This is a genomic window from Pseudarthrobacter sp. BIM B-2242, from assembly GCF_014764445.1.
Classification (GTDB): domain Bacteria; phylum Actinomycetota; class Actinomycetes; order Actinomycetales; family Micrococcaceae; genus Arthrobacter; species Arthrobacter luteus_A.
Map to the genome: position 1 here is coordinate 1,639,152 of NZ_CP061721.1, position 25,083 is coordinate 1,664,234.

Consider the following 25,083-nt stretch of genomic DNA (forward strand, 5'->3'; position numbering starts at 1 on the left):
GCGGTATCCGGAATGGACATGGAGATTTGAGTTAAGTCATGGGAATTGTTTTCGGACTTGTCTATATCGTCCTCCTGCTGTTCTTCGTGGCGCTGATCATCCGTCTGGTCTTCGACTGGGTCCAGATGTTCGCCAGGGAGTGGCGTCCCCGCGGCGTTGCCCTCGTGGCCGCCCACACCGTGTATTCCATGACCGATCCGCCGCTCAAGGGGCTCCGCAGGGTCATTCCTCCGCTGCGGCTCGGCGGCGTGACCCTGGACCTCGGTTTCCTGGTCCTTTTCATCGCGGTGAGCATCGCAATGGCCGTGACCAGGGGTTTCGCGTAATCTTCGACAAGACCTAGCGGACACGAGCGAAGTTCCTGGAACGAACTTACTCATGTGACGCGAAAGAAATCTCCGGTTTGACACCCAGTGTTGAATTAGAGGAACCAGACAAATTTTAGGTACCGTAGTTTTGACGGCCGGAAGGCCTACTGACTAACTAGACCAATGAGGTGACCAGATGGCTTTGACGCCAGAAGACGTTGTCAACAAGCGCTTTCAGCCGACCAAGTTCCGCGAAGGCTACGATCAGGATGAAGTTGACGACTTCCTGGACGAAATCGTTGTGGAACTTCGGCGCCTGAACCAGGAGAACGACGAACTCCGCAAGAAGCTTGCCGAGTCCGGTTCCGCCGTGCCGGCCAGCTCCGCTGCTGCCGCCCCTGTGGTTGAGAAGGTCCCCGCGCCCGTCAAGGAAGAAAAGGCTGAAGCTCCGGCGAAGGCCGAGGTCGTGGCGAAGGCGCCCGAGGCTGCCAAGAAGAAGGAAGCCGAGCCTGTGGCCGCCGCTGCAGCCGTTCCGGCTGCAGCCCCCGCCCCGGCCGCCGGAAGCAGCGTCTCCGCCGAGTCCGCTGCCGGCCTGCTCGCCATGGCGCAGCAGATGCACGACCGCCACGTCGCCGATGGCCAGTCCCAGAAGGACAAGATCATTGCTGAGGCCCAGATCGAGGCCAGCAGCCTCGTCAACGATGCCCAGGAGAAGTCCCGCAAGATCCTCGGCGCCCTGGAGCAGCAGCGCTCCGTCCTGGAGCGCAAGGTCGAGCAGCTCCGCGGCTTCGAACGCGATTACCGTTCACGCCTGAAGGCCTACATTGAAGGCCAGCTGCGCGATCTGGACGCCCGCGGTTCGGTCGCGGCCCCTGAGGTCGAAGCGAACTAGTCCGTCAAGCACGTATTCTGAAAGCCGGTGGCTGAGGATTCCTCGGCCGCCGGCTTTTGTGATTAACATCGGTTTTACAAATGAAAGCACCATGACTGACGATCTTGCCGCCGACGCCGCGCACCCGGTTCCCTCTACGCCCCGCCCAGGGAAGACGCTCCTCCTGTCCCTTTTCGCTGGCTTCGCAGTGTTCGCTTACGTCTTTGACCAGCTGACCAAAGTCTGGGTGACGTCCACCATGGTGGAGGGGGAGCGCATCGCCGTGCTGCCGCCGCTCCTGCACTGGTACTTCATTCGGAATTCCGGCGCGGCCTTCTCCATCGGCGAGAACGTGACCTGGGTGTTTTCCATCATCATGGCCGGGGTTTCCATCGCCATCCTGTTCCAGGTGCGCAAGCTGGGCTCGGCCTGGTGGGCCCTGGCGTTGGGCCTTCTGCTGGGTGGTGCCCTGGGCAACCTGACAGACCGGCTTTTCCGGGAACCCTCGTTTGGCATGGGCCATGTGGTGGACTTCATCCAGCTGCCTAATTTCGCGATCTTCAACATCGCCGATTCCGCGGTGGTCTCCGCCGTATCCATCATTTGTATCCTGACGTTGAGGGGCATCTCGCTGGACGGTACACGGCACGTGGCCGCCCCCAAGGAAAAGGCTGACGATGCCTGAGCGCGTGGTGGTGGCGGAGGAATTCGGCGGAACACGGGCCGACGCCGGGCTCGCCGGGCTGATGGGGATTTCCCGTTCCCTGGCGGCGACCCTCATTGCCGAAGGCAATGTGGTCAGCCGCGGCAAGAAGCTGGGCAAGTCCGCGCGCCTTGCCGCGGGTGATGTCCTGGAAGTGACGGTGCCTGAACGACGGGACCCGCTCGAAGTGGTGGAGGAAGTTGTGGAAGGCCTGAAGATCCTGCTCGACGACGACGACTTTGTTGTGGTGGACAAGCCCGTAGGGGTCGCCGCGCACCCTTCGCCCGGCTGGGTGGGACCCACGGTAGTGGGCGGGCTCGCCGGGGCGGGATACCGCATCTCGACGTCGGGGGCACCTGAGCGCGTGGGCATCGTCCACAGGCTCGACGTCGGGACGTCCGGTGTGATGGTGGTGGCCAAGACCGAGCGCGCCTATACGGCACTGAAGCGGGCCTTCAAGGAACGCACCGTGGACAAGGTCTACCACGCGGTGGTCCAGGGGCTGCCGGACCCCCTGGAAGGCACCATCGACGCGCCGATCGGCCGCCACCCCGGCCACGACTGGCGCTTCGCGGTGATCGAGGACGGCCGGCCGTCCATTACGCACTACGAAGTCCTGGAAGCCTTCGGCAAGGCAACCCTGGTGGAAGTGCACCTCGAGACAGGCCGCACGCATCAGATCCGCGTGCACTTTGCCGCCCTGCGCCACCCCTGCGCCGGCGACCTGACCTACGGGGCTGATCCCCGCCTGGCCGCAACCCTGGGCCTGACCCGCCAATGGCTGCATGCACGCCAGCTCGGCTTTGACCACCCTGTCACCGGCGAACGCGTGACCGTCACCAGCGAGTACCCGCAGGACCTTGCCTTCGCCCTGGAAGTCCTGGAGTCGGGCGAAGCCTAGCCGCATGCCTGTGGCCCTGAGGCAGGGCTCACAAAGGCATGGCCACTGCGTCCAGTGTCACTGCGTCGCTGGGCCGGCAGTCCGCAGCCAGCGCTTAGAATGGTCCGGTGACTTCCAGCAATGCCTCGTTCGTCCATCTCCACAACCACACCGAATACTCCATGCTGGACGGCGCCGCCCGTCTGGGGGAGCTCTTCGATGAGACCGAACGCCTCGGCATGCCGGCCCTCGCCACCACTGACCACGGCTACCTGTTCGGCGCCTTCGATTTCTGGAAACGCGCAACCGACCAGGGCATCAAACCGATCATCGGCGTCGAAGCCTATGTCACCCCGGGCACCGCGCGGACCGACAAAAGCCGTGTCCGCTGGGGCGAGGAACACCAGCGCAAGGACGATATCTCCGGTGGCGGTTCGTACACCCACATGACGCTGCTGAGTTACAACAACGCCGGCATGAGGAACCTCTTCCGGGCGTCCTCCATCGCCTCCCTGGATGCCGTGTTCGGGAAGTGGCCACGCCTGGACCGTGAGCTCCTCAACACGTACTCGGAAGGCCTGATCGCCACCACAGGCTGCCCGTCCGGTGAAGTCCAGACCCGCCTGCGCCTCGGCCAGTACAAGGAGGCAGTGGAAGCCGCCGCAGAGTTCCGTGACATTTTTGGCGCAGAAAACTATTTCTGCGAACTCATGGACCACGGGCTGGATATCGAACGCCGGGTCACCGGGGACCTGCTGCGGCTGGCCAAGGACCTTAACCTCCCGCTGGTAGCCACCAACGACCTCCACTACACCCACGAGCACGATGCCAAGGCCCACGAGGCCCTGCTCGCCATCCAGTCCGGGTCCACCCTGCTGGAGCCCACGTACGACAACGGCGGATCCCGCTTCGCCTTCTCCGGCAGCGGCTACTACCTCAAGTCGCCCCAGGAGATGCGCGAGCTGTTCCGGGACCACCCGGACGCCTGCGACAACACACTGCTGATCGCCGAGCGCTGCGAAGTCTCATTCAACACCGGCGCCAACTACATGCCCCGCTTCCCCTGCCCGCCGGGCGAGGACGAAACGTCCTGGCTGGTCAAGGAGGTGGCCACGGGGCTGGAGTACCGCTACCCGGGAGGCGTCCCGGACAAGGTCCGCACCCAGGCCGACTACGAGCTCGAAGTCATCACCTCCATGGGGTTCCCCGGGTACTTCCTGGTGGTGGCTGACTTCATCAACTGGGCGAAGAACAACGGCATCCGCGTTGGACCCGGCCGTGGTTCGGGTGCCGGCTCCATGGTGGCCTACGCCATGCGCATTACCGACCTGGACCCGTTGCATCACGGCCTGATCTTCGAGCGCTTCCTCAACCCGGACCGCGTTTCGATGCCCGACTTCGACGTCGACTTCGATGATCGCCGCCGGTCCGAGGTGATCGACTACGTCACCCGCAAGTACGGTGACGAGCGTGTGGCCATGATCGTCACCTACGGCACCATCAAGACCAAGCAGGCCCTCAAGGACTCTTCCCGCGTGCTGGGCTACCCGTTCAGCATGGGGGAGCAGCTGACCAAGGCCCTGCCTCCGGCCGTGATGGCCAAGGACATTCCGCTGGCCGACATCCAAAACAAGGATTCCAAGCGGTACAGCGAGGCCGGCGACTTCCGCCAGCTGATCGGGACAGATCCCGAAGCAGCCAAGGTCTTCGAGACTGCCCTCGGCATCGAGGGCCTGAAACGCCAGTGGGGCGTTCACGCCGCCGGTGTGATCATGTCCTCGGACCCCATCATCGATGTCATCCCCATCATGCGGCGCATCCAGGACGGCCAGGTGATCACCCAGTTCGATTACCCCACCTGCGAAGGCCTGGGCCTGATCAAGATGGACTTCCTGGGGCTGCGGAACCTGACGATCATTTCCGACGCCCTGGAGAACATCAAGCTCAACCGCGGCCACGACCTGGACCTGGACAGCCTGGCCCTTGACGACGTCCCCTCCTACGAACTGATGGCCAGGGGCGACACGCTAGGCGTGTTCCAGCTCGACGGCGGCCCCATGCGCGCGCTGCTGAAGCTGATGAAGCCTGACAACTTCGAAGACATCTCGGCCGTCCTGGCGCTCTACCGTCCCGGTCCCATGGGCGCCAACGCGCATACCGACTATGCGCTGCGCAAGAACGGGATCCAGGAAGTCATCCCGATCCATCCCGAGCTCAAGGAGCCCCTGGCCGAAATCCTCGGCGGCACCTACGGCCTGATCGTGTATCAGGAACAGGTCATGGCGGTGGCGCAGAAACTGGCCGGCTACTCCCTCGGCCAGGCCGATATTCTCCGGCGCGCCATGGGCAAAAAGAAGAAATCCGAGCTGGACAAGCAGTTCGCCGGGTTCTCCCAGGGCATGCAGGACAACGGCTACTCCATGGAAGCCGTCAAAACGCTGTGGGACATCCTCCTGCCGTTCTCCGACTATGCCTTCAACAAGGCGCACTCAGCCGCCTACGGCGTGATTTCGTACTGGACCGCCTACCTTAAGGCGCACTACGCGCCGGAGTACATGGCAGCCCTCCTGACCTCCGTGGGCGATGACAAGGACAAATCGGCGATCTACCTCAATGAATGCCGGCGCATGGGAATCACCGTGCTGCCGCCGGACGTCAACGAGTCGGCGCTGAACTTCACCCCTGTTGGCAATGACATCCGCTTCGGCATGGGGGCGATCCGCAACGTGGGCGTCAACGCCGTCGAAGCCATGGTGGCCGCCCGCGAAAAGGAAGGCGCCTACACGTCCTTCAAGGACTACCTGGTCAAGGTTCCCGCCGTGGTGTGCAACAAACGCACCATCGAGTCCCTGATCAAGGCCGGCGCCTTCGACTCCCTCAACCACCATCGGCGCGCACTGGCGATGATCCATGAGGAAGCCATCGACTCGGTCATCACCCTCAAGCGCAATGAGGCGATCGGCCAGTTCGACCTCTTCGCCGGCTTCGAGGAAGCCGAGTCCGAAGCTTCCCTCAGCATCGAGATCCCGGACCTTCCTGAATGGGAGAAGAAGGACAAGCTGTCCTTCGAACGGGACATGCTGGGACTCTACGTCTCGGACCACCCCCTCCAGGGCCTCGAAGGGCTCCTGAGCCAGCACGCGGACCAAAGCATCACGTCGATCATCGCCGAGGACGGGCCGCACGACGGCGCGATCGTCACCATCGCGGGCATGATCACCTCGCTCAGCCGCAGGATCGCGAAGGCCAGCGGCAATGCGTATGCCCGCGCCGAAATCGAAGACCTTGGCGGCTCGATGGAAGTGATGTTCTTCGGCCAGGTCTACGGCCCCATCGCGTCGGTGCTCGCCGAGGACCTGATCGTGGTGGTGAAGGGCCGCCTGCAGCGGCGCGACGACGGCGCCGTGACGCTGAACTGCATGGAACTGAGTGTTCCGGACCTCAGCGAGGGGACAAACGGACCCCTGCAGATTTCGATGCCCACGCACAAGGCCACGGAGGCGGTGGTCACCGAGCTCGGGGACGTCCTGCGGAACCACCGCGGAAACTCTGAAGTCAGGCTGCACCTGCAAGGGGATACGCGCACCGAAGTCATGGCCCTGCCCGTTCACCTCAGGGTCAACCCAAGCCCGTCACTTTTTGGAGACCTGAAGGTCCTCCTGGGGCCGACCTGCCTGGACTACTAAATTTCGTAGTCCAGGGGGACGGGCTGGCCGTAGCTGCCCGAGTGGTAAAGGAGCGGCGAGCCGTCCTCACCCACGGCGCCCTCCACCACCTCGACAACCACCACGGCGTTGTTCTCGAACGAGAGCCGCATCTGGATCTTGCCGATCAGCCAGCCTGCAACGTCCTTGAGGACCGGGACATCGTGCGGGCCCAGTTCCCAGTGGTCCCCGCCGAAGCGGTCCTTTGTCCGTGCGAACCGATCGGCCAGCGCCTGGTTTTCCAGGCCCAGCATGTGGACGCCGAGGTGGGTGGCGTTGGCCACAGCCGGCCAGGAACTTGAGCTGCGGGCCATATTGAAGGTGAACCGCGGCGGCTGGGCTGACAAAGACGCGACGGAGGTGGCGGTAAACCCGTACGGCTCACCGTTGTAGTTCACCGTGATGATGGCGACGCCCGCCGCGTGGCGCCGGAACATTTCCTTGAACGTGCCCTCGAACGGCGTGGTGTCTGACATCGTGTGGTGCTCCCTGGAAACATGCTGAATTGGACTCTCCCTTAAGGGTATGGGTCCGGGCGGGCACGGCGGAATCGGCTGACAATCCACGTCATGTGACCCCGGGCAGCCAACCTTTGTTAAGGTTTGTTGCATGAAAGAACACAGCAGTCACCGGGTTGCCCGGTTGCCTTGGACGTGGTTTGCCGCGGCTGCGGCCGGTGGAATTCCCGTAGGACTGTTATGGTGGCTGCTCGCTCCGGGCGGGCTGAACCTGATCACCCGCGACCCTGCCCTCGGCGACGGGACCAATCCGGTGGTGTGGCTGCCGCGTGACCTGACCCTTGGCGGCCTCCTGGTTTTCGCCGGCTGCCTGATGGCCGTTTTCCTTACGGACAAAGGGGGCCGGGCGGCACAGGCAGCATTCCTGCTCAGCCTGGCCGGTGGACTCGCAGGCGCTGCCGTTGCCTGGCAGACCGGAGTGCTGGCGGGCCGGCTGTGGGGTGCCCCGGCGGATACGGCATTAAATGCCAGCGTGGCGTTCTCGCTCCGCTCGCTGTCCGTGCTGCTGCTGTGGCCGGCGGCCACAGCCACCTCCGTCTTTGCGCTGAATCTGCTGAACCTCCTCAGGAAGGGGCCCGACGCCGGTATGGCACCCCACGCCGAAGGCACCGCGCCCGGCGCGTAAAATAGTCCGGTGACCATTTCTTCTGAATCTCCAGCCATCCCGCCGTCCGCAACCGTCAGCTTCCGGACGGTCGATTTGCGGGGACGCGGCCTGACCCTGGCCGGCTTGCGTGGCGCTGTGCCCCGCGCCCGGCAGAACACGGTGGCGGATGCAGAAGAAAAAGTACTCGGCATCATCACAGCCGTCCGCCAGCAGGGTTTCGCCGCCCTCAGCGACCTTGCCCTCCGGTTCGATGGAGTTGACCAGGTGCATCCCCGGGTCCCGGCCGAATCGCTGGCCAAGGCGCTGGCGGAGCTGGATCCGGCCGTGCGCCGCGCACTGGAGGAGTCCATCAGGCGCGCCCGGCAGTTCGCCGACGGACAGCGGCCGCGCAATATCGACGTCGAACTGGGCGACGGTGCGCTGGTGAGCCAAAACTGGGTCCCCGTTTCGCGTGTGGGACTCTACGTTCCGGGGGGTCTGGCCGTCTACCCGTCCTCGGTCATCATGAATGTTGTCCCCGCGCTGGCCGCCGGAGTGGAATCGATCGCCCTCGCCTCGCCGCCGCAGAAGGACTTCGGCGGGCTCCCGCACCCCACCATCCTGGCCGCCGCGGCCCTGCTCGGCATCGGCGAGGTGTACGCCATCGGAGGCGCGCAGGCCATCGCTGCCTTCGCTTACGGTGTGGAAGCAACCGACGCCGGACCCGCCCTTGATCCCGTTGATGTGGTGACAGGTCCCGGCAATATTTTTGTGGCCACCGCAAAGCGGCTGGTCAAGGGGGTGGTGGGCATCGACTCCGAGGCCGGAACCACAGAGATTGCCATCCTGGCCGATTCCTCCGCCCAGCCCGGCCTGGTGGCAGCAGACCTGATCAGCCAGGCCGAGCACGATCCCCACGCTGCCTCGGTACTGATCACCGATTCCGAGGATCTTGCCGCGGCGGTCCGTCTCGAACTGGACCGCCAGGCTGCCGCCACGAAGCACTCCGGCCGGGTGCGTGAGGCCCTCTCCGGCCCCCAGTCGGGCGTTGTGCTGGTGGAGGACCTCGAGCACGGCATCGCCGCCTGCGATGCCTATGCCGCGGAACACCTTGAAATCATGACAGCGGACGCGGCATCGGTGGCGGCAAGGATCCGCAACGCCGGCGCGATTTTCGTGGGGGACTACAGTCCCGTCAGCCTCGGGGACTACTGTGCCGGGTCCAACCACGTATTGCCCACAAGCGGCACAGCGGCGTTTTCCTCGGGCTTGAACGTCACCACGTTCCTGCGTGCCATCCAGGTGGTCAACTACAGCCGGGCCGCCCTTGAGGAAGTCAGCAGCCACATCGTGAGCCTGTCCGCTGCGGAGGACCTCCCTGCCCACGGCGAAGCTGTGACGGCGCGCTTCGGCGCAACGTCCTGATCCGGGGGAGCGGAACCAAAACAACTACATATAGTGGCTGCACCACTACATGTAGTGTTACAGGCTTGTTGTTCGCCGAGCTGCAACCGTAGACTGGAAGCTGACGATCGAGGGAAGGGACACCATGTATTGTCCGTTCTGCCGCAATCCGGACTCCCGCGTTGTGGACAGCCGTATGGCCGACGACGGCTCAGCCATCCGCCGTCGCCGCCAATGCCCCGAGTGCGGCCGCCGGTTCACCACCGTCGAAACAACCAGCCTTTCCGTGATCAAGCGTTCCGGCGTGGGTGAGCCGTTCAGCCGGAGCAAGGTCATCAACGGCGTCCGCAAGGCCTGCCAGGGCCGGCCGGTCAGCGAGGATGACCTCGCGCTCCTTGCCCAGGAGGTGGAGGAGCAGATCCGTGCCTCCGGTGCTGCCGAGATCGATGCGCACGAAGTAGGGCTGGTCATCCTTGGACCCCTGCAGAAGCTCGACCAGGTAGCCTATCTGCGTTTCGCCAGCGTGTACCAGGCTTTCGATTCCCTTGAGGACTTCGAGACCGCCATTGCGCTGCTCCGCCACGAGTCCGTTGATGAACCCGCCGGACCGCCGGCGAAGACTGTCAGGAATTCCGAGAAGAGCCCGCTGTAAGTTCCGTTACGACTGGTGGCCGCCGCAAACAACCGGCGCCGCACGCGTAAGCCACTGAACCCTGCCCGGCATGCCGGGCAGGGTTCAGTGGCTTCACGTCCGGGTTGCGGCTACTTGGTGAGCTTGTGCTTCACGGCGATTTCGACGGCGGCGCCCACGATTCCAGCCTCGTTCTTCAACTCGGCGGGCACGATGGGGGTGCGCAGCTTCATGTGGGGCAGGTATTCGTCCGCGCGCTTGGAGATGCCCCCACCCACAATGAACAGCTCCGGGGAGAAGAGGAACTCAACGTGGGAGAAATAGCGCTGCAGCAGGACGCTGTACTCTTCCCAGCTCAGTCCGTCCCGCTCGCGGGCAACGGCGGATGCCTTGGACTCGGCGTCGAAACCATCAATCTCCAGGTGGCCCAGCTCAGCATTTGGGACCAGATTGCCGTTGAAGATAAAGGCGGACCCGATACCGGTTCCCAGGGTGATGACCAGGACCGTACCGTCAATCCCTGCGCCGGCACCGTAGCGCGCTTCCGCCAGGCCGGCGGCGTCGGCGTCGTTGATGACCTCTACCGGCCGGCCCAGGCGCGCGGTGAGCAGGGCGTCGATGTCCGTGTTGAGCCAGCTCTTGTCCACGTTGGCTGCAGAATGCACCACACCGTGCTGGATGATGCCGGGGAACGTGACTCCCACAGGCGAATCCGGGGCCGGTGCCTCCGGGCGGCTGGAGAGTTCGGCCACCACCTGCGCCACAACGTCGGCCACGGCCTCGGGGGTGGCGGGCTGGGGAGTGGGCACCCGGAACCGGTCACCCAGCAGCTTGCCCTTCTTCAGGTCGACGATGCCGCCCTTGATTCCGGTACCTCCGATGTCGATGCCGATCAGCGGGGCTTTTTTGTGCGACTTCTCGTCCTTCTTGGCCAATGTATTTTCCGTTCGTGGCAGGCGGGCAGGGCGGGCAGGCGGGCAGACCGGGAGGCTGACCGGGTGATTCAGGGGAGCGTAAGAACCTCAGCGCCGGATTCGGTGACCAGCAGCGTGTGTTCAAACTGCGCGGTCCTCTTGTGGTCGCGGGTGACAACCGTCCAGTCGTCTTCCCACATGTCCCATTCAACAGTGCCCAGCGTCAGCATGGGTTCGATGGTGAACACCATTCCGGCTTCGATCACGGTGTTGTAGGCAGGGGCGGCATCGTAGTGCGGGATGATCAGGCCGGTATGGAAGGCCTCGCCCACGCCGTGGCCCGTAAAGTCGCGCACCACGCCGTAGCCGAACCGCTTGGCATAGGACTGGATGGCGCGGCCGATGACGTTGATTTCCCGGCCGGGCGCCACGGCCTTGATGGCCCGGTTCAGGGACTCCCGGGTGCGCTCCACCAGCAGGCGCGATTCGTCGTCGACGTCGCCCGCCAGGAAGGTGTAGTTCGTGTCGCCGTGGACGCCGTTGATAAATGCCGTGATATCGATGTTGAGGATATCTCCGTCCTGGACCACCGTGCTGTCCGGGATGCCATGGCAGATGACTTCATTCAGTGAGGAACACAGGGACTTCGGGAACCCCCGGTATCCCAGGGTGGAGGGGTAGGCCTTGTGGTCCAGCAGGAACTCATGGCCCACCTTGTCCAGCTGGTCCGTGGTGACTCCGGGCCTGATGTGTTTCCCCACCTCAACGATGGCCTGCGCGGCGATCCTGCTGGCGATCCGGATCTTCTCGATGGTCTCTGCTGACTTAACCTCTGAGCCGGTGAACTTGGCCGGCCCGGGCTTGCCCACATACTCGGGGCGCGGGATGGACGCCGGAACGGGCAGCGGGGGGCTGACCGTTCCCCGGGTAAGCGTGCCGGTGGGTGCAGTCGAGGCTAGGGAAGGCATAGATTGATCATATAAGGCACCGCAGAACGCCAAGTAACGCGAGGGCATAACGCGCCCCTGCGTGCACCTACGTTACGCGGGTCACACCCGGGGCTTCGGGCCCGCCGGATCGAAGGAGTGCTGATGACCGAGTTCTGGTACAACGTGAAAACGCATGAGGTCGAGGAAGACGCCATGTCGGACTGGACCCAGCTGATCGGGCCATATAAGACACGGGAGGAAGCCGAGCACGCCCTCGAAAAGGTCCGGGCCCGCAACGAGGCCTGGGACAAGGATGAGGAAGACTGACCGGTACAGCAAGGAGGCACACGGGACCCACGAAGACAGTGCGCCAGAGAGCGGCGAGCGGGATGCGGGGCCTGGGGAGCGGCGGGCCGGGCCGGCACCTACGCTAGCGGGCCGGCACCTCCGCTAGAAGGAGTGCTCCGGGCCCGGGAACCGGCCCGACCGGACGTCCTCGTTGTAGGCCTTCGCTGCGTCGCTGAGGCTGCTGCGAAGATCGGCGTATTGCTTCACGAACTTCGCCATCCGGCCGCCGCGGAGCCCTGCCATGTCCTGCCATACGAGCACCTGCCCGGTGGTGGCATTGCCCGCTCCGATCCCCACCGTCGGCACGCTGACCGCCGCGTCAACAGCGGCCGCCGTGTCCGCGGGAACCATTTCCATCAGGACGGCGAACGCACCCGCATCAGCCAGCGCCACGGCGTCGTCGATCAGGCGCTGCGCATCATCGCCGCGGCCCTGGACCCTGTAGCCGCCCAGCGAGTGTTCACTCTGCGGCGTGAAGCCGATGTGCGCGATCACCGGAACGCCGGCCTGGACCATGGCCCGGACGGTTTCCGCGTAGTACTTTCCGCCCTCGATTTTGACGGCGTGGGCGAGACCCTCCTTGAGGAAGCGGACCCCCGTTTCCACACCCTGCTGCGGTGAGACTTCATAACTGCCAAACGGCAGGTCTGCCACCACCATGGCGCGCTTGGCGGACCTCGCCACAGCGCGGCACAGCGGGAGGAGTTCATCCACGGTGACGGGAAGGCTGGTCTCGTTGCCGAAAACATTGTTGGAGGCCGAATCGCCCACCAGGAGGACATCGATGCCCGCCTGGTCGAAGATCTCCGCACTGTACTGCTCGTACGCGGTCAGCATGGCGAAGCGGGTGCCGTCCCTTTTGGCCTGCTGCAGGTGGTGGATGCGCACCCGCGCCGCGGGCTTTGCCGGCGCTTCCGACGACGGCGGCTGCACAGGTGCGGGTCCGTTGCCGTAAGGAGCGGGTACTTCAGCGGACGCGGCTGACTCAGAGCTATTGGTTGAGGCCATGGCAAGAGCGTAATGCGGGCGGGGCAGTCCGGGCCACCGCTGCCTGGCCCGCGGACGGTGATCCGTGTCATATCAGGGGCGGTCCGATGCAGGCTCGGCGTGTTAACGCTGTGTTACGTCCGGTGCCGGCTCCCGCATCAGCGGCAATTGCTTAGTAAAGTGATTGTGAACTGCTGCCGGCCCCCGTTTCCGCGGGCCCGGGGCACCGTTAGACCGGAGAAGAGGCCTTCATGGACCGCCAGCAAGAGTTTGTCCTGCGCACAATCGAGGAGCGCGACGTACGGTTCGTACGTCTGTGGTTCACCGACGTCGTGGGTTCACTCAAGTCGGTGGCACTCGCCCCCGCCGAGGTTGAGGGTGCTTTCGAAGAAGGGCTCGGTTTTGACGGTTCGGCCATCGAAGGCCTTGCCCGTGTGTTCGAATCGGACATGCTGGCCCAACCGGATCCGTCCACGTTCCAGATACTGCCGTGGCGCGGAGAGACTGAGCAGACCTCGCGGATGTTCTGCGACATCCTCACCCCGGACGGCGAACCGTCGGCTGCGGATCCGCGGAACGTCCTCAAGCGCAACCTGGCCAAGGCCGCGGACATGGGATTCACGTGCTACACGCACCCGGAAATCGAGTTCTACCTTCTGAAGTCCCAGCAGCCGGGGCCGGACGGCGCGCCGGTCCCCGTGGACGAAGGAGGCTACTTTGACCATGTTCCCGGCGGCGTGGCGCAGGACTTCCGGCGCACGGCCGTGACCATGCTGGAATCGGTAGGCATCTCCGTGGAGTTCAGCCACCACGAAGCCGGGCCCGGCCAGAATGAAATTGACCTCCGGTACGCGGACGCACTGCAGACGGCGGACAACATCATGACGTTCCGCACCGTGATCAAGGAGGTGGCACTCCAGCAGGGCACGTACGCAACATTTATGCCCAAGCCGTTCACGGACCACCCCGGCTCCGGCATGCACACGCACTTCTCGCTGTTCGAGGGCGACGCCAACGCCTTCTATGAGGCCGGCGCCGAGTTCCAGCTCTCCAAGACGGCCCGGCAGTTCATCGCCGGCGTCCTCAAGCACGCTCCCGAGTTCACGGCGGTCACCAACCAGTTCGTCAACTCCTACAAGCGGCTGTGGGGCGGCGGCGAAGCGCCCAGCTACCTCAGCTGGGGCCATAACAACCGTTCGGCCCTGGTCCGGGTCCCGCTGTACAAGCCCGGTAAGGGCCAGTCCGCCCGCATCGAATACCGCGGCATTGATTCTGCGGCGAACCCCTACCTGGCCTACGCCGTCCTGCTGGGTGCCGGGCTGAAAGGCATCGAAGAGGGCTATGACCTTCCGGCGGCAGCCGAGGACGACGTCTGGTCACTGAGCTCGGCCGAGCGCCGGGCAATGGGCCACGACCCCCTGCCCGCCAGCCTCCACGATGCCATCCGCTCCATGGAAGACTCTGAACTGATGCCCCAGATCCTGGGTGAGCAGGTTTTCGAGCACTTCCTCCGGAACAAGCGTGCCGAATGGCAGGATTACCGGCTCCAGGTGACGCCGTACGAACTGCAGCGCAACCTCGGCATTCTCTAGGCTGTGGCGGTGAGCCTGGCCCGCCGCCTGATCTCAGCCGGCTTCAGCGACCTGGAGAAGGGTGAGCGCTTTCTGGCTGCCCCGGAACTGGACGGATTGGACGAGGACAGGATCTTCGCCGGCCTGCAGATGGCCGCCAACCCCGACACCGCGCTCCAGTCCCTGGTCCGGCTGATTGAAAAGCACCCTCCCCTGCGGGAGTTGGCGGCGGCCGATCCTGAGACCAGCGAGCCGCTCTACCGGGTCCTTGGGGCTTCCGAAGCGCTTGGGGAATTCCTCATCCGTCATCCGGAACACCTTGTGGCGTTTGAGGTTACCGCCAGCCCTGAACCGGTGCAGGCGGACCCGGAACAGCTGCGTTCCGCGCTCCTGGCGTCCGTCCGGGCGGACCCGCGTTCTGCCCGTCCCGTCGCGGGGATTTCCGGCACGGAGGCGTATGCGGCCCTGCGCACCGCCTACCGGCGGGGAGTAGTGGACCTTGCCGTCAAGGACCTGTGCGCTGCCGACCCCCTGGACTTTATGCCCGCCGTCGGAGCCGAACTCGCGGACCTGGCCGGGGCTGCCGTCGAGGCCGCCCTGGCAGTTTCCCGGGCAGAAGCTGCTGAGCAGTTCAGCGCCGGCGAGGTGGCCGCCGTTGGCCTGGCCGTGATCGGCATGGGCAAATGCGGAGCACGGGAACTTAACTACATTTCCGACGTCGACGTCATCTACGTGATCGATGCAGGCGACGTCGATGACGCCCGGGCCAACACCATCGGCACGGCCCTGGCATCCGGCATCTCCCGTGCCATTTCCTCAGTGGCCCGCGAACCCGGCCTCTGGGAAGTGGACGCCAACCTGCGGCCGGAGGGCAAGTCCGGCCCGCTGGTGCGTACCCTGGCCTCGCACGAAAGCTACTACGCGCGATGGGCAGAGAGCTGGGAATTCCAGGCACTGCTAAAGGCACGCACCATTGCCGGGGACAAGGACCTGGGGGAGCGCTACGAAAAAGCGGTAGCGCCGCTGATCTGGAGTTCCGCCGGCCGTGAGGGCTTTGTGGAATCCGTCCAGGCGATGCGCCGCCGGGTGACCGAACACATCCCCGCAACCGAGGAACAGCGCCAGATCAAGCTGGGCCGCGGCGGCCTGCGGGATGTCGAGTTCACGGTGCAGCTGCTCCAGCTGGTCCACGGGAAGTCCGATGAATCACTCCGGTGCAGGGATACGACCTCGGCCATCACGGCACTTTCCTCGGGTGGCTACATTGGCAGGTCCGATGCCGCAGCCTTTGACCACGCCTACCGGTACCTGCGCCTCCTGGAACACCGCATCCAGCTGTTCCAGCTACGCCGCACCCACCTGATGCCGGTCAGCGAAGCAGCCCTGCGCGCCCTCGCGAAGGCAGTGCTGAGCCCCTTCTCCAATGACCGGCCGCCGCCGGCCTCGCTGATGGCGACCTGGCAAAAGACCAAACGTTCCGTCCGCGAACTGCACGAGCGCATCTTCTACCGGCCCCTCCTGAACACTGCGGCGAAACTCAGCAGCGAGGACGCCAGGCTGACACCGGAGGCTGCCCAGGGCCGGCTCGCCGCATTGGGCTACCTTGATCCAAAGGGCGCGATGCGGCATATCGAGGCCCTGACCGCCGGAGTGAGCCGGCGCGCGGCCCTGCAGCGCCAGCTGCTGCCCATCCTGCTGGACTGGCTTGCCGAGGGTGTTGATCCCGACGCCGGACTCCTCGCCTTCCGGCGCGTCAGCGAGGCCCTGGGCACCACCCACTGGTACCTGGGCATGCTCCGGGATTCCACCGCGGCCGCTGAACGGCTGTGCCATGTGCTCTCCAACTCCCGGCTGATTGCGGACCTGTTGGAGGTTTCGCCTGAATCTGTTGCCTGGCTGGGCAACGACAAGGACCTCGCGCCGCTCGCTTTTGAAGCACAGTGGCAGGAGATCACCTCCAAAATGTCACGCCATGCCGATCCGGAAAGCGCCATGCGGCTGATCCGGCTGATCCGGCGGAGGGAAATCCTCCGGATCGCCATCGCCGATTCTGCCGGGCTGCTCAAGCAGGACCAGGTGGGCGCCGCCCTGGCTGACACGGACCGTGCCGCGGTACTCGGCGCGCTCCGCGTGGCCGAGGGCATCGTGTCCGCGAAGGGACCGCTCAAGACTGCCATCCTGATCGTTGCCATGGGCCGGCAGGGCGGACGCGAGATCGGCTACGGTTCGGATGCCGACGTGATGTACGTGCACCGCGCACTGCCCGGCTATACCGAGGAAGAGGCGCAGGAGCAGGCCGCCCGGATCGTGTCCAAAGTGTCCAGCCTCCTGACACAGCCGCTCAAGCCTGCCATCATGGCCGAACGGGTCCTGCAGATGGACGCTGACCTCCGCCCGGAGGGAAAGAACGGCGCCATGGTGCGTTCCCTCGATTCCTTCGCCGAATACTACCGCCGGTGGTCCCTGGTCTGGGAGGCGCAGGCGCTGCTCCGGGCGCGGCCCATGGCCGGCGATGATGCCCTTGCCGATGACTTCCTCGCCCTCATCGATCCGATCAGGTATCCCGAGAGTATTTCGGACCATGACGTCCGGGAAGTGCGCAGGGTCAAAGCGCGGGTGGAAGCCGAGCGGCTGCCACGCGGGGCGGATCCTGCACGTCACCTGAAACTGGGGCGCGGAGGACTGAGCGACGTCGAGTGGCTGGTGCAGCTCCTTCAACTCCAGCACGCGGGGAAACACCATGAACTGCGGACAACCTCAACCGTGGAGGCCCTGGATGCGGCCGCGTCCCTGGGCCTGCTTTCCGTGGCTGACGCGAAGCTCCTGGCGGATGCGTGGCGGCTGGCCAGCCGGATCCGTTCGGCCAACGTCATTTGGACCGGCCGGGCTTCGGATCTGCTGCCGTCCTCCCGCCGGGACCTCGAAGCCGTGGCCCGCTGGTGTGGTTATGAACCCGGCCACGCCGCCACCCTGGAAGAGGACTACCTGCGCCTGAGCCGCCGGGCCCGGGCGGTCTTCGAGCGGGTGTTCTACGGCCACTGATTGCCGTCCCACGGGTCTGCAGACAGCCGCGGCGGTCCGGTGCTACCTTGGGGCGCATGGCTACGCAAATCTACCTGAACCTGCCCGTGAAGGATCTGAAGAGGTCGGTCGAGTTCTTCACCGCCCTTGGCTTCTCCTTCAACCCGGACTACACCGATGAAAACGCCACCTGCATGATCATCAACGACAACGCGTTTGTCATGCTGCTTGTGGAAGGCTTCTTTAAGACCTTTACGCACAAGGACGTGGCCGATGCCGCCGGCGCCACCGAGGCCATCATGGCCTATTCCGTGGACAGCAAGGAAGCGGTGGACCAGACCGTCAGGAAAGCCCTCGCGGCCGGCGGCACGCCGTCCCAGGAAGTGCAGGACTACGGCTTTATGTACAGCCACAGTTTCCAGGACCCCGACGGTCACCTGTGGGAAGTCATGTGGATGGACCCTGCCGGACCGCCGGCCGGGGAGACGCCGGCCGGGAGCACCGAATCACCAGCCAACTGACTGCCGCAGTCCCGTCCGTCTGGCTCATTTCCCTGGACGACCTGGAACCGGATGCGTGCGCCATCCAGCTGGGAGCCGTCGCCCTCCTGGAGCTGGCACCCGGGCAGCTCGCATTTGCCGGCGATCCGCTGCGGATGGCCCTGTCCGGCCTGGCGGAGGAGTCGCGCCGGCCGTATGTGATCGAAGCGGCAGGGGAAGCCGTCGGGGTGTTGACGCTGCAGGCAGGGGCGGCCAGCCTGGCCGGCTGGCCGGATGACCATTCCGCCTGGCTGCTGCGTGGGTTCCTCATCGACCGGCGGCGGCAGGGCAGGGGACTGGGAACGCTTGCGGCCGCAGCGGCGGTGGCAACCGCCGCGAAACTGACCGCGCGGCACACAAGCGCTGAGGCCGGCGTCGTACTTTCCGTCAATGAAGCGAACCCCGCAGGCCTGGCAGCCTACCGGAAAGCCGGATTCCTGGACCACGGACAATACCTCGGCGGAAGCGCGGGCCCGCAGCGCACCATGTTCTGCAGCTTTACGGGATAATTCCGTCAGACACGGCGGCCGGGGCATTGCCTCCAGCCCCACATTGACCCATCATGTGAAATGGCGGTGTTCTTCAATCCTTGTTGGGGGGAAGGCTTGAAAAGTCTTCGTCTCGGGGAGCACATGTCAGGGGGCTGGCTCTTGGTCTCAGCACGTCGGAGCCAGCCCCCGCCCTTTTAAACCCTGGACGCCGCACTAAAAAAGTCCGCCCGGGCTGCACAGCATGGATGCTGGCAGCCCGGGCGGACTTCGTGGGGTTGAACGTGTTCAGCCCCGCGATTTTCTAGACGCCGTAGTAGAGCTCGAACTTATCAAGGGGTAACGACCACAAACGGCAGCAGCCGTAAACCGCTAGATTCCGCGGTTTTGGGTGATGAGCTTTGATGGCGCGAGACTCCACAAAATGAACCTCTTGCGGACTTTCTGCGGACTAGGACGGATCCAGGACGCATTCAACCGTTAGACTCACGGCCGTTAACAAACGCTCCCAGTAGAACGGCTGTCACCATGAGCAACTCAACAAACCCTCCCGCCGGATTCGCCCCGGTCCCGGATGTGATGCTGGACTCGATGCCGGGTCTCCCGCCCACCCACTTCCAAGGGCCAACCGAGACCGGCGACGGATGGATGATCGAAGCCACGTTCACCTTCGAGGACGGAATCGAATTAGAGATCCAGCCAGCCGTCGGAGACTATTCACAGGGCGGGCTCACGCCGTCCCAGGCGATCGAGGCAGGGAATGCGTTGGCAGCGCTCGGCGCGAAGTACGCCGGCGCCTGACTTGGCATCCGCCTAACGGATCATTCGAAGAATCTTTTCTCTCGGGTATGAAGATGCCCGCCGTCAATGGGGGACTGACGGCGGGCGATCCTCAAGCATACGGTCCGCGGCCAGACTCTTGGTCACGCGAAGGGGTCGAGCTCTGGTGTTTTGTCCCACACGCTAGCCTTGCTCTTCCGCGCCCTGATCCACTCCACCAAGAGCTTGATGTCATCCGCATGCAGCATGATGCGGTTTTTGCTGAGTCTGGTGCAGATCCCGGATTCACGGACGTAGCGGCGAAGCTCCGTGGGCCGCATGCCCAGCTCTGGGGCTACTTGCTCCGGCGTACGAAAGACTGGAACACAGGATTCATTGGTCATGCCGCCGATGGTAACGCGGCCCGAGGATCAGATCGCCCCCCCGACTGTGCCAGACTTTGACTCATGGCCGAATGGACGGACTATCAGCACGCGAACTGCTGCCCATGTCACACGACTCGGAAAATCGCCTACACCCTGGACGAAGCCGCGGCGCGGGTGGGTGTCAGCGCGCGGCTGCTACGGGCCCAGATCGATAACAGCTACCTGTTGGCGCGCTACGTCAACTCGAAACCAATCATCGCGCACGAAGACTTGGTCTCATGGCTCAGCAGCTTGCCCACCGAGGCAAGGTAAGAGCAGTAGGGGCCAAGCCGATGGATGAGGCCCCGCTGATGACGGCGGCAGGACTGGCAGCGCGGCTAAGCGTGTCAACTGCCACCGTCTACAAAATGTGCAAGTCCGGCAAATGGCCACACAGCAAGGTAGGCCGGCTATACCGGTTCACCGAAGAGCACTACCAATCCATCATCGCAACGCCGGAACCGCCGGAGCTAACACCTCGCAACCAGCGGGAGAACGTGGCCAGGCTGCTGCGCGCTGCTGGTCCGATAGGCTCGCCGCATGACAATTCCTGAAGCAGTTCCTGATCAGTGCCCCAAGTGCGCCGGCGCCGTTCGCCTCCGCCCCCAGATAGACGGGTCATCTCTCGGCAGCAGCAGGAAGGAATGGCGCTGTGCTAAAGGTTGCGTGAGCTGGACCATGCGCTAGTCCAGTCAGACTTTCGGGTGCTCGTATCCCTTGGCGTCGCTGTGCAGCTTCACAGTCTCCAGAAAGAACGCCAGGAAGCCGATCTTTCCCGGCGGCCACTGATGCTGCTTCGACCACGCGAACCTTTCCCGTCGCCAGCGGTCAGGATCCGTCCACACTGCCCCTGGCAGCAGATGGGGTGGCAAGGGCAGCCCGGGCCCCGCTTCACGCTTTCGCCTAACCACGGCGAGCACCAGAAGCGGGACGGACACGTCCGGCCGGCGGAAGGTCATCGTCCAAGCCAGGGATCTGCAGCGTCACAAGCATCCGGGCCAGTGCCAGACGCTGTTGCCGGGATTCCGCGATTGCCGGGTGCAGCCGGCTGCCCTGCGAAGAGGGAATCATGACCCCGTCATCACGCACTGCCTTGTCCAGATCCCGGATGTAATCGCGCGTCCGGCATGCCTCCTCGAGCAGTGCCAACTCGTGCTGGGCCAGCTCGAACTCGGCCGTCGAAGACTGCCACAACTTCTTGCCCGCGGCCCTTAGCCCGGTCGGGGTTTTCGGTTCATTCACGTTGTCACACTTTCTCCGCGTCATCCCGCGGAACTTGGAATTTGGGGGCAAACTGGGGATCTGTAGGAGGCCTTCTAACGGCCTCAAAAAGCCACAAGCGACCGCGATTCTGAGGAGCCGATATAGGCGCCAGCGCCCTGCACTGCGGGGTTGTGAGGCCCACAAGGGGCCCATCGCTTCGTGCACCACGGGGGGATTTTTACCTATGCCAGGGGGGGCGAGCGCGGGAGGTGCCCCAGGGGACTCCCCCCTGGTCAGAACAGGGTGGCAGAGGCCTTGACAACGGGCTGATCGCGCCGCACTTCCCAGTCCCTCTCCTGCATCGTCCGTCGAGCGTGGCAGTTGGCGCAGCGCACTTCGCAGTACCGGTCGACGTGGTCGAGGTACCGTTTGAGCTTGGCCTTGCTGGTGAGCTTCGATCGGTCCCTGAACCATCCGAGGTCTTGCTGCTTGGTGTGAGGATCGATGTGATCGAACTGCAGAGCCTCTGGCCATGAGTTGAATCCACAGTCGATGCAGCCTGCTAGGAGCTTGAGCTCGTTGAGCAGCGTGGCTGCCGCACGTACGTTGGCGAGGTGCTTCTCATATGTTGCTGGCATTGCGAGTCACACCTCCTCATCTCGTGTTTGGTCACCATCGGCGGCTCGTCTTGAGTGGTTTGGCCGCGAGGATAGTGGTTGTCTTCGGCGAGGGTTTGTCCCCTTTGGATTGGTTGCACTTGCGGCAGATGACTTGGGTTTGGTCGAGCCTGTCTTGTCCACCTCGTGAATGAGCGATGATGTGGTCGACTTCGGCGCTGGCCGGTGTCAGGCTCACATCGTAGTTGAGCCACACCTTGCAGTATGGGCAGTGCGTCAGGCCTTGTGCCTGGGCAAGGTGGAGTGCCCGCTTCCTTACCTTCTTCCATACGCTGGTGCCTGTCCTGCTAGTGGCCATGGATGCTCACTGCCTTTCGAATAGCGCAAGGATGGCCGGGATATTCTCGGCCAGCTCTGGAACCATCTGAATGGATTGGGCAATGCTCAGGACCTCTTCTGCGGTGTACCAACTGGCCCGGACGATTTCGTGTCCATCGACGCGATGCTCTGGGACCTCTTCCAACTCCACCGCATAGTTGGTGTACTTCCATCCGGACGGGTGGCTGTAGACAACCTCTCCTACCACGGTGCCGCCTCCGAGCTCGGGTATGGCAAGCTCTTCCATCGTCTCCCGCTGAGCTGCTTCGAGCGGCGTTTCCCCTGGTTCCATGGCCCCGCCAGGTAGTTGCATCTGTCCGGGCCAAAGGGCGTTTTTTGTTGTGCGCTTCACCAGCATGAACTGTCTTTCACCGTCCACGATTGTGGAGAACATGACGCCGGCCGCACCGTGGAGTCCGTAGAAACCCGACTCATGCCATGGTGTTGGCAACGCGCACTCCGGCCAGCCATTTGGCGCTACAGTGTCGGGGGTGCCGGGGAACGAGTACAGCCCTTCTCCTGGCATGACGTGCACGCTCACGCCGTAACGGTTCCTGACTTTGCGCGCCAGTGCCTTTACTTCGGTCAGGCTGCTTCCCACAGAGCGGGGTAACCAGACTTCCCGGAGCGTCGTTTTTGCTGCCCGGACTGTTCCTGGCGGGTCGTCCCAAGCTCCCACCGTCGTCCATCCTTCGCCCGTGGCACGAGTCAGGACCAAGCCCAAGTCGGAGCGCCCTCGGTGGCCCCTACCAAGGCTCGGGTTAGTTCGAGGCTGAATGTGGGCGAGCTGTAGCACTGTGTACACGTCGCGCACCAGCCGGTACCCGCACTCGCAATCGGGGTCGTGGCGCACGGCGTCGGCAAACCTGCTGCGTCGGCAGCGGGCTGATCTGGTGCCGTTCTCGGAGTAGTCCCCAATTTCTCCGTTGTCATACAGCCGGTCAACGCGCCATCCCGGGACGGGCCGGTCCGGCCTGCATATCCCGCTGATCGTGTCGTAAGCGCGCCAAACCGGGCCCGTTATGTAAGCGTCGGTGGTGGTGGTCAAGATGCTTTCCGTTCTGTGCTGTTTGGGGTGCTGACTGTGCCCGCCTGGTGATGTGGCGGGCACAGTCAGTTAGGGAACTATTCCGGTCTTATTTAGCCCGTAGAATGGCCGTGCCGCCCTCCCGGTCACCTAAACGGGTTCGGACGGGTAGGTGCCGAGGACGAAGCTCATGCGGTCCACGGTTACGGAGGCGGCGCCGGCTGCGGTGGACGGGTCAACGTAGATGCGGGCCGACGCGCTCGTGATCCCGTCAGGGAAGAGCTTGTGGATGATCCGCCACATGAACTGATCCTTGGTGTCCCAGATCGCGGAGCCGTCCAGTGCCTGCCCGGATGCCAAGAGCGCTACCTGCGCGGCGTTGGTGGTGACCCCTGCCGGGACGCGGACGCGGGCCGCGAACATGCCCTTCTGTCCGGCGATGAAAGCATGTGGCAACGGGATTTGTACCCATGCCGCCGCGCCGTCTGCCGTCTTGGTCATTTTCATGCCCCAAGTGCCGGTCTCATAGTTCACCGTGTCCTTGGATAGGGTGACGTTGGTGACCGTCCAGCCCGCCGGGGTGGTTGTACCGTCCCACGCTGCGAACATCGGATCGGCCAGCAGGTTGCGGGCCAGCGTGTTGTACGAGGAAGGCAGGATGGTCACAGGCTGCGCGTTGGCTTGCGGGGTGAGGTGCTCCATGACCTTGTCGGCCCAGATTTCGTATCCGGCATCGGATGGGTGCGTCCCGTCGCGGACGAGTTCAGCCATGGGCCTGCCGTCGTCGTAGAACGCCTGGCAGACGTTGATGAACTCCATGCCCCGTTCGGTTGCCATGCGCCGGTACATGGTGGCACGGCGTTCGGACGAGTTCGGGAACGTCGTGTTCGGATTCTGCGCGATCATGGCCACGGGTACGCCGGGGTTGAGTGCTTTGATCTGCTCAACGTGGGCCACGGCCTTGTCCCTGACCTGCTTCAGGATCGCTTCCGTACCCACGGATACGCCGCTGGCGTTGTCGTTGTGGCCGTTGTTGATGATGATTGCGTTGGCGTTCACCGTGCCGCCGAAGCCTACGGAACGGCGCACGGCATCAGTGAAGAACTGCCACGTCTCACCAGCGCGGGCGAATATCCAGACATGCAGGGTGCGGGTGCCAGTGCCGGTGATGACCGTGGCCGCGTCAAACGTGCTGGACGGCAGTGTGGACGCCAGGATTCGGGTGCTGATGTTCAGGTGCGGGTATAGTGCCGCGAGCTTAGCCGGAATCCTGCGCGCCCACGACGGGGCCGGGGTGTTCTCAACGGTCGTAGAGTCGCCCACGATCAGGAGCGACAGATCGTCCACGCCCGTAGCCATGTCCGCAACGAAGCCTTGCAGGACTGACGCGCCGCCGCCCAGGTCCGAAGTGAGGTCAAGAATCGTGACAGAAAGTGCCGTCTTCGCGGGCCCGTCAGTGGTGACTGCCTGGGCGATCGCTTCGGCTGTGGGGAGGACGTTCGCGCCGTCCAAACCCTTCGCGCCCGGGTCGCCCTTATCGCCCTTCGCGCCCCGGACGTTGCCGGCGTTCACGGTCGTCCCGTTTGCCTTGGTGAGCACGAGCGCGCCTGCCCCGTCCACGGCCGCGGTAGCGATCCGGTCGGCGACGGCAACCACTGCGGTGTTCGCTGCGTCCTGTGCTGCTGCGGCTGCAGCTTCGGCGGCGTCCCGCATGCCTTGAGTCGATGACACAAACACTGACAGCCCCGCTCCCACGTATTTGATGTCCGGTGATGGCGCGTAGATCGGCTTCACGAACGCGTCCGAGCTGGAGGTCAGGGGGTTGGCGGTGGGCACGCCGGATGCGTCCTTGAGTGCCAGCGGGGTGCTGTTGGTGGCGTCGTTGGCGTCGTAGACCGTGATCTGTGCGCTCACGGCACGCTGAAACGAAACAGGGTCAGCGAGCAGCTGCCCTTCGAAGGGGTAGTCAGGCATTGTCGCCATCCTTTTCTGAGGTGGTCCGCGTTGTGTCGGGCTGTTGTTCGGCCGCGACTGAGTCGGCGGCCGGGGTGGTTGGTTCTTCCTGCGAGGTTCCGTAGACGATGCGGCTCATGATGTGGCTTTCTGGTCGTTTCTGGTCTGGTAGAGCTTGGCGCCGGCGGCAAGGGTGCCGGGTGCGGGCGCGGGCGGCGGCTTCGGAGGCTCGGCCGCTTTCTTGCCATGCTTGGCTTCGTAGATTTCGCGGCCGTCGGCCACGCTCTTTCGTTCGGTCATCGCTGCCTACTCATCTCTT

Annotated in this window: 28 protein-coding genes; 16 read left to right on the plus strand and 12 right to left on the minus strand. The window is 64.2% G+C overall.

The genetic code is table 11. From position 1 onward, the window contains the following. The first annotated feature begins 38 nt into the window (after window positions 1-38). The 5 genes from IDT60_RS07505 (at window position 39) to dnaE (ending at window position 6,448) form a co-directional block, all read left to right on the plus strand. On the plus strand, window positions 39-326 hold the full coding sequence (locus IDT60_RS07505; RefSeq protein ID WP_164200844.1) for a YggT family protein: 288 nt from the start codon (window positions 39-41) through the stop codon (window positions 324-326). 178 nt (window positions 327-504) lie between these two features. Continuing rightward, entirely contained in the window at window positions 505-1,200 is a 696-nt protein-coding gene (locus tag IDT60_RS07510) for a DivIVA domain-containing protein (protein ID WP_191081439.1), read from the plus strand. Between the two features lie 91 nt (window positions 1,201-1,291). Then, complete coding sequence (lspA, locus tag IDT60_RS07515) at window positions 1,292-1,864, plus strand: signal peptidase II (protein ID WP_164200840.1); 573 nt, start codon at window positions 1,292-1,294, stop codon at window positions 1,862-1,864. Beyond that, window positions 1,857-2,783, plus strand: coding sequence for an RluA family pseudouridine synthase (locus tag IDT60_RS07520; protein ID WP_164200838.1), 927 nt, complete (start codon window positions 1,857-1,859; stop codon window positions 2,781-2,783). The genes lspA and IDT60_RS07520 overlap by 8 nt, the downstream gene beginning before the upstream one ends. A gap of 107 nt (window positions 2,784-2,890) precedes the next feature. Beyond that, a complete protein-coding gene (gene dnaE / locus IDT60_RS07525; protein WP_191081440.1) occupies window positions 2,891-6,448 on the plus strand; it encodes a DNA polymerase III subunit alpha in 3,558 nt (1,185 codons plus the stop codon). Here dnaE and IDT60_RS07530 read toward each other — a convergent pair. Then, entirely contained in the window at window positions 6,445-6,942 is a 498-nt protein-coding gene (locus IDT60_RS07530) for a flavin reductase family protein (RefSeq protein ID WP_164200834.1), read from the minus strand. The genes dnaE and IDT60_RS07530 overlap by 4 nt on opposite strands. A 133-nt stretch (window positions 6,943-7,075) precedes the next feature. Here IDT60_RS07530 and IDT60_RS07535 point away from each other — a divergent pair, with 133 nt between their 5' ends. The 3 genes from IDT60_RS07535 to nrdR all read left to right on the plus strand — a co-directional run bounded on the left by IDT60_RS07535 (window position 7,076) and on the right by nrdR (window position 9,626). Then, window positions 7,076-7,609 carry a hypothetical protein gene (locus tag IDT60_RS07535; protein ID WP_191081441.1) on the plus strand — a complete coding sequence of 178 codons (534 nt, stop codon included), beginning with the start codon at window positions 7,076-7,078 and terminating at the stop codon, window positions 7,607-7,609. Between the two features lie 9 nt (window positions 7,610-7,618). Beyond that, window positions 7,619-8,995: a histidinol dehydrogenase gene (hisD, locus tag IDT60_RS07540; protein ID WP_191081442.1), complete on the plus strand. Its 1,377-nt coding sequence runs from the start codon at window positions 7,619-7,621 to the stop codon at window positions 8,993-8,995. Between the two features lie 124 nt (window positions 8,996-9,119). Next, window positions 9,120-9,626 carry a transcriptional regulator NrdR gene (nrdR, locus tag IDT60_RS07545; protein WP_164200828.1) on the plus strand — a complete coding sequence of 169 codons (507 nt, stop codon included), beginning with the start codon at window positions 9,120-9,122 and terminating at the stop codon, window positions 9,624-9,626. Window positions 9,627-9,736: 110 nt separating this feature from the next. Here nrdR and ppgK read toward each other — a convergent pair whose 3' ends face one another. Beyond that, window positions 9,737-10,540 carry a polyphosphate--glucose phosphotransferase gene (gene ppgK / locus IDT60_RS07550; RefSeq protein WP_164200825.1) on the minus strand — a complete coding sequence of 268 codons (804 nt, stop codon included), beginning with the start codon at window positions 10,538-10,540 and terminating at the stop codon, window positions 9,737-9,739. 68 nt (window positions 10,541-10,608) lie between these two features. Then, complete coding sequence (gene map / locus IDT60_RS07555; RefSeq protein ID WP_164200823.1) at window positions 10,609-11,487, minus strand: type I methionyl aminopeptidase; 879 nt, start codon at window positions 11,485-11,487, stop codon at window positions 10,609-10,611. A gap of 123 nt (window positions 11,488-11,610) precedes the next feature. Here map and IDT60_RS07560 point away from each other — a divergent pair, with 123 nt between their 5' ends. Further along, window positions 11,611-11,775 carry an SPOR domain-containing protein gene (locus tag IDT60_RS07560; protein ID WP_164200821.1) on the plus strand — a complete coding sequence of 55 codons (165 nt, stop codon included), beginning with the start codon at window positions 11,611-11,613 and terminating at the stop codon, window positions 11,773-11,775. A gap of 123 nt (window positions 11,776-11,898) precedes the next feature. Here IDT60_RS07560 and panB read toward each other — a convergent pair whose 3' ends face one another. Beyond that, window positions 11,899-12,804: a 3-methyl-2-oxobutanoate hydroxymethyltransferase gene (gene panB / locus IDT60_RS07565; protein WP_191081443.1), complete on the minus strand. Its 906-nt coding sequence runs from the start codon at window positions 12,802-12,804 to the stop codon at window positions 11,899-11,901. A gap of 230 nt (window positions 12,805-13,034) precedes the next feature. On the opposite strand from panB, the gene glnA reads away from it, so the two are divergent. The 5 genes from glnA to IDT60_RS07590 all read left to right on the plus strand — a co-directional run bounded on the left by glnA (window position 13,035) and on the right by IDT60_RS07590 (window position 19,203). Next, complete coding sequence (gene glnA, locus IDT60_RS07570) at window positions 13,035-14,375, plus strand: type I glutamate--ammonia ligase (protein ID WP_164200817.1); 1,341 nt, start codon at window positions 13,035-13,037, stop codon at window positions 14,373-14,375. A gap of 9 nt (window positions 14,376-14,384) precedes the next feature. After that, window positions 14,385-17,396 carry a bifunctional [glutamine synthetase] adenylyltransferase/[glutamine synthetase]-adenylyl-L-tyrosine phosphorylase gene (locus IDT60_RS07575; protein ID WP_191081444.1) on the plus strand — a complete coding sequence of 1,004 codons (3,012 nt, stop codon included), beginning with the start codon at window positions 14,385-14,387 and terminating at the stop codon, window positions 17,394-17,396. A gap of 56 nt (window positions 17,397-17,452) precedes the next feature. Further along, window positions 17,453-17,896, plus strand: coding sequence for a VOC family protein (locus tag IDT60_RS07580; protein WP_191081445.1), 444 nt, complete (start codon window positions 17,453-17,455; stop codon window positions 17,894-17,896). Continuing rightward, on the plus strand, window positions 17,881-18,423 hold the full coding sequence (locus tag IDT60_RS07585; protein WP_370590738.1) for a GNAT family N-acetyltransferase: 543 nt from the start codon (window positions 17,881-17,883) through the stop codon (window positions 18,421-18,423). Before IDT60_RS07580 ends, IDT60_RS07585 begins: the two co-directional genes overlap by 16 nt. A gap of 507 nt (window positions 18,424-18,930) precedes the next feature. Further along, window positions 18,931-19,203, plus strand: a complete 273-nt coding sequence (locus IDT60_RS07590; RefSeq protein WP_191081446.1) for a hypothetical protein — start codon at window positions 18,931-18,933, stop codon at window positions 19,201-19,203. Between the two features lie 122 nt (window positions 19,204-19,325). Here the strand turns inward: IDT60_RS07590 and IDT60_RS07595 are convergent, their stop codons facing one another. Then, window positions 19,326-19,565, minus strand: a complete 240-nt coding sequence (locus tag IDT60_RS07595) for a hypothetical protein (RefSeq protein ID WP_191081447.1) — start codon at window positions 19,563-19,565, stop codon at window positions 19,326-19,328. A 63-nt stretch (window positions 19,566-19,628) separates the two neighbouring features. Between IDT60_RS07595 and IDT60_RS07600 the strand changes: the two genes are divergently transcribed. After that, entirely contained in the window at window positions 19,629-19,859 is a 231-nt protein-coding gene (locus IDT60_RS07600; RefSeq protein WP_191081448.1) for a hypothetical protein, read from the plus strand. 38 nt (window positions 19,860-19,897) lie between these two features. Beyond that, the gene (locus tag IDT60_RS23515; RefSeq protein WP_223883961.1) at window positions 19,898-20,140 is read left to right on the plus strand and encodes a helix-turn-helix domain-containing protein; all 243 of its coding nucleotides are present in this window, start codon (window positions 19,898-19,900) and stop codon (window positions 20,138-20,140) included. A gap of 349 nt (window positions 20,141-20,489) precedes the next feature. Here IDT60_RS23515 and IDT60_RS07610 read toward each other — a convergent pair whose 3' ends face one another. From IDT60_RS07610 to IDT60_RS07635, 7 genes are all read right to left on the minus strand, one after another. Beyond that, window positions 20,490-20,828, minus strand: a complete 339-nt coding sequence (locus IDT60_RS07610; RefSeq protein WP_223883919.1) for a terminase — start codon at window positions 20,826-20,828, stop codon at window positions 20,490-20,492. Between the two features lie 254 nt (window positions 20,829-21,082). Further along, window positions 21,083-21,427 (minus strand): hypothetical protein, encoded by a 345-nt coding sequence (locus tag IDT60_RS07615; protein WP_191081450.1) that lies wholly within the window; start codon window positions 21,425-21,427, stop codon window positions 21,083-21,085. Between the two features lie 31 nt (window positions 21,428-21,458). Beyond that, window positions 21,459-21,764 (minus strand): HNH endonuclease, encoded by a 306-nt coding sequence (locus IDT60_RS23520; protein WP_191081451.1) that lies wholly within the window; start codon window positions 21,762-21,764, stop codon window positions 21,459-21,461. A gap of 6 nt (window positions 21,765-21,770) precedes the next feature. Beyond that, a complete protein-coding gene (locus IDT60_RS07625) occupies window positions 21,771-22,325 on the minus strand; it encodes an NUDIX hydrolase (protein WP_223883920.1) in 555 nt (184 codons plus the stop codon). Between the two features lie 636 nt (window positions 22,326-22,961). Further along, complete coding sequence (locus IDT60_RS07630) at window positions 22,962-24,785, minus strand: SGNH/GDSL hydrolase family protein (protein WP_191081452.1); 1,824 nt, start codon at window positions 24,783-24,785, stop codon at window positions 22,962-22,964. Next, window positions 24,778-24,903, minus strand: a complete 126-nt coding sequence (locus tag IDT60_RS23380) for a hypothetical protein (RefSeq protein WP_255527078.1) — start codon at window positions 24,901-24,903, stop codon at window positions 24,778-24,780. Before IDT60_RS23380 ends, IDT60_RS07630 begins: the two co-directional genes overlap by 8 nt. After that, window positions 24,900-25,064 carry a hypothetical protein gene (locus IDT60_RS07635; RefSeq protein ID WP_191081453.1) on the minus strand — a complete coding sequence of 55 codons (165 nt, stop codon included), beginning with the start codon at window positions 25,062-25,064 and terminating at the stop codon, window positions 24,900-24,902. The genes IDT60_RS23380 and IDT60_RS07635 overlap by 4 nt, the downstream gene beginning before the upstream one ends. Between the last annotated feature and the right edge of the window lie 19 nt (window positions 25,065-25,083).

What these genes read in the sequence shown, in the direction of transcription:
- IDT60_RS07520 (WP_164200838.1), top strand. Translation starts at nt 1,857, where the DNA reads ATGCCTGAGCGCGTGGTGGTGGCGGAGGAATTCGGCGGAACACGGGCC.
- IDT60_RS07595 (WP_191081447.1), bottom strand. Translation starts at nt 19,565, where the DNA reads ATGACCAATGAATCCTGTGTTCCAGTCTTTCGTACGCCGGAGCAAGTA.
- IDT60_RS07600 (WP_191081448.1), top strand. Translation starts at nt 19,629, where the DNA reads ATGGCCGAATGGACGGACTATCAGCACGCGAACTGCTGCCCATGTCAC.
- map (WP_164200823.1), bottom strand. Translation starts at nt 11,487, where the DNA reads ATGCCTTCCCTAGCCTCGACTGCACCCACCGGCACGCTTACCCGGGGA.
- IDT60_RS23380 (WP_255527078.1), bottom strand. Translation starts at nt 24,903, where the DNA reads ATGAGCCGCATCGTCTACGGAACCTCGCAGGAAGAACCAACCACCCCG.
- lspA (WP_164200840.1), top strand. Translation starts at nt 1,292, where the DNA reads ATGACTGACGATCTTGCCGCCGACGCCGCGCACCCGGTTCCCTCTACG.
- IDT60_RS07615 (WP_191081450.1), bottom strand. Translation starts at nt 21,427, where the DNA reads ATGCCAGCAACATATGAGAAGCACCTCGCCAACGTACGTGCGGCAGCC.
- nrdR (WP_164200828.1), top strand. Translation starts at nt 9,120, where the DNA reads ATGTATTGTCCGTTCTGCCGCAATCCGGACTCCCGCGTTGTGGACAGC.
- IDT60_RS23515 (WP_223883961.1), top strand. Translation starts at nt 19,898, where the DNA reads ATGACGGCGGCAGGACTGGCAGCGCGGCTAAGCGTGTCAACTGCCACC.
- IDT60_RS07510 (WP_191081439.1), top strand. Translation starts at nt 505, where the DNA reads ATGGCTTTGACGCCAGAAGACGTTGTCAACAAGCGCTTTCAGCCGACC.
- IDT60_RS07580 (WP_191081445.1), top strand. Translation starts at nt 17,453, where the DNA reads ATGGCTACGCAAATCTACCTGAACCTGCCCGTGAAGGATCTGAAGAGG.
- IDT60_RS07635 (WP_191081453.1), bottom strand. Translation starts at nt 25,064, where the DNA reads ATGACCGAACGAAAGAGCGTGGCCGACGGCCGCGAAATCTACGAAGCC.
- IDT60_RS23520 (WP_191081451.1), bottom strand. Translation starts at nt 21,764, where the DNA reads ATGGCCACTAGCAGGACAGGCACCAGCGTATGGAAGAAGGTAAGGAAG.
- IDT60_RS07630 (WP_191081452.1), bottom strand. Translation starts at nt 24,785, where the DNA reads ATGCCTGACTACCCCTTCGAAGGGCAGCTGCTCGCTGACCCTGTTTCG.
- IDT60_RS07505 (WP_164200844.1), top strand. Translation starts at nt 39, where the DNA reads ATGGGAATTGTTTTCGGACTTGTCTATATCGTCCTCCTGCTGTTCTTC.
- IDT60_RS07590 (WP_191081446.1), top strand. Translation starts at nt 18,931, where the DNA reads ATGAGCAACTCAACAAACCCTCCCGCCGGATTCGCCCCGGTCCCGGAT.
- glnA (WP_164200817.1), top strand. Translation starts at nt 13,035, where the DNA reads ATGGACCGCCAGCAAGAGTTTGTCCTGCGCACAATCGAGGAGCGCGAC.
- panB (WP_191081443.1), bottom strand. Translation starts at nt 12,804, where the DNA reads ATGGCCTCAACCAATAGCTCTGAGTCAGCCGCGTCCGCTGAAGTACCC.
- IDT60_RS07560 (WP_164200821.1), top strand. Translation starts at nt 11,611, where the DNA reads ATGACCGAGTTCTGGTACAACGTGAAAACGCATGAGGTCGAGGAAGAC.
- IDT60_RS07530 (WP_164200834.1), bottom strand. Translation starts at nt 6,942, where the DNA reads ATGTCAGACACCACGCCGTTCGAGGGCACGTTCAAGGAAATGTTCCGG.
- IDT60_RS07535 (WP_191081441.1), top strand. Translation starts at nt 7,076, where the DNA reads ATGAAAGAACACAGCAGTCACCGGGTTGCCCGGTTGCCTTGGACGTGG.